Genomic DNA, 267 nt, shown 5'->3' with positions numbered 1-267 from the left:
CGGCGATGCATCGTTTCACTGCTGAGTTCGGGATGGGATCAGGTGGTTCCAACGCTCTATGGTCGTCAAGAAATTCGGGTACTGAGTCGTGACCAGATGGCCTCGCTTCAGCAAATTGGGTATGTGATAGCTTTCGGTGTTTTGTGAACATCGAACTTTCGGTTCGTTTCGTCTTCACACACCGCAATCTGATGCTCTCTCGAGTAGTCAAATTGCTTGGGTGTTATATGGTCAAGCCTCACGGGCAATTAGTATTGGTTAGCTCAA

Annotated in this window: 1 rRNA gene; it reads right to left on the bottom strand. The window is 48.3% G+C overall.

The window, feature by feature from the left end:
• A 5S ribosomal RNA gene (rrf, locus tag QMX93_RS30915) occupies positions 1-70 on the bottom strand; the annotation flags it as partial.
• Positions 71-267: the final 197 nt, after the last annotated feature.

Origin of the sequence: Pseudomonas sp. PS01303 (assembly GCF_029959385.1) — a bacterium.
GTDB classification, from domain to species: Bacteria; Pseudomonadota; Gammaproteobacteria; order Pseudomonadales; family Pseudomonadaceae; genus Aquipseudomonas; species Aquipseudomonas rustica.
This window is presented reverse-complemented; position numbering and strand designations above follow the sequence as displayed.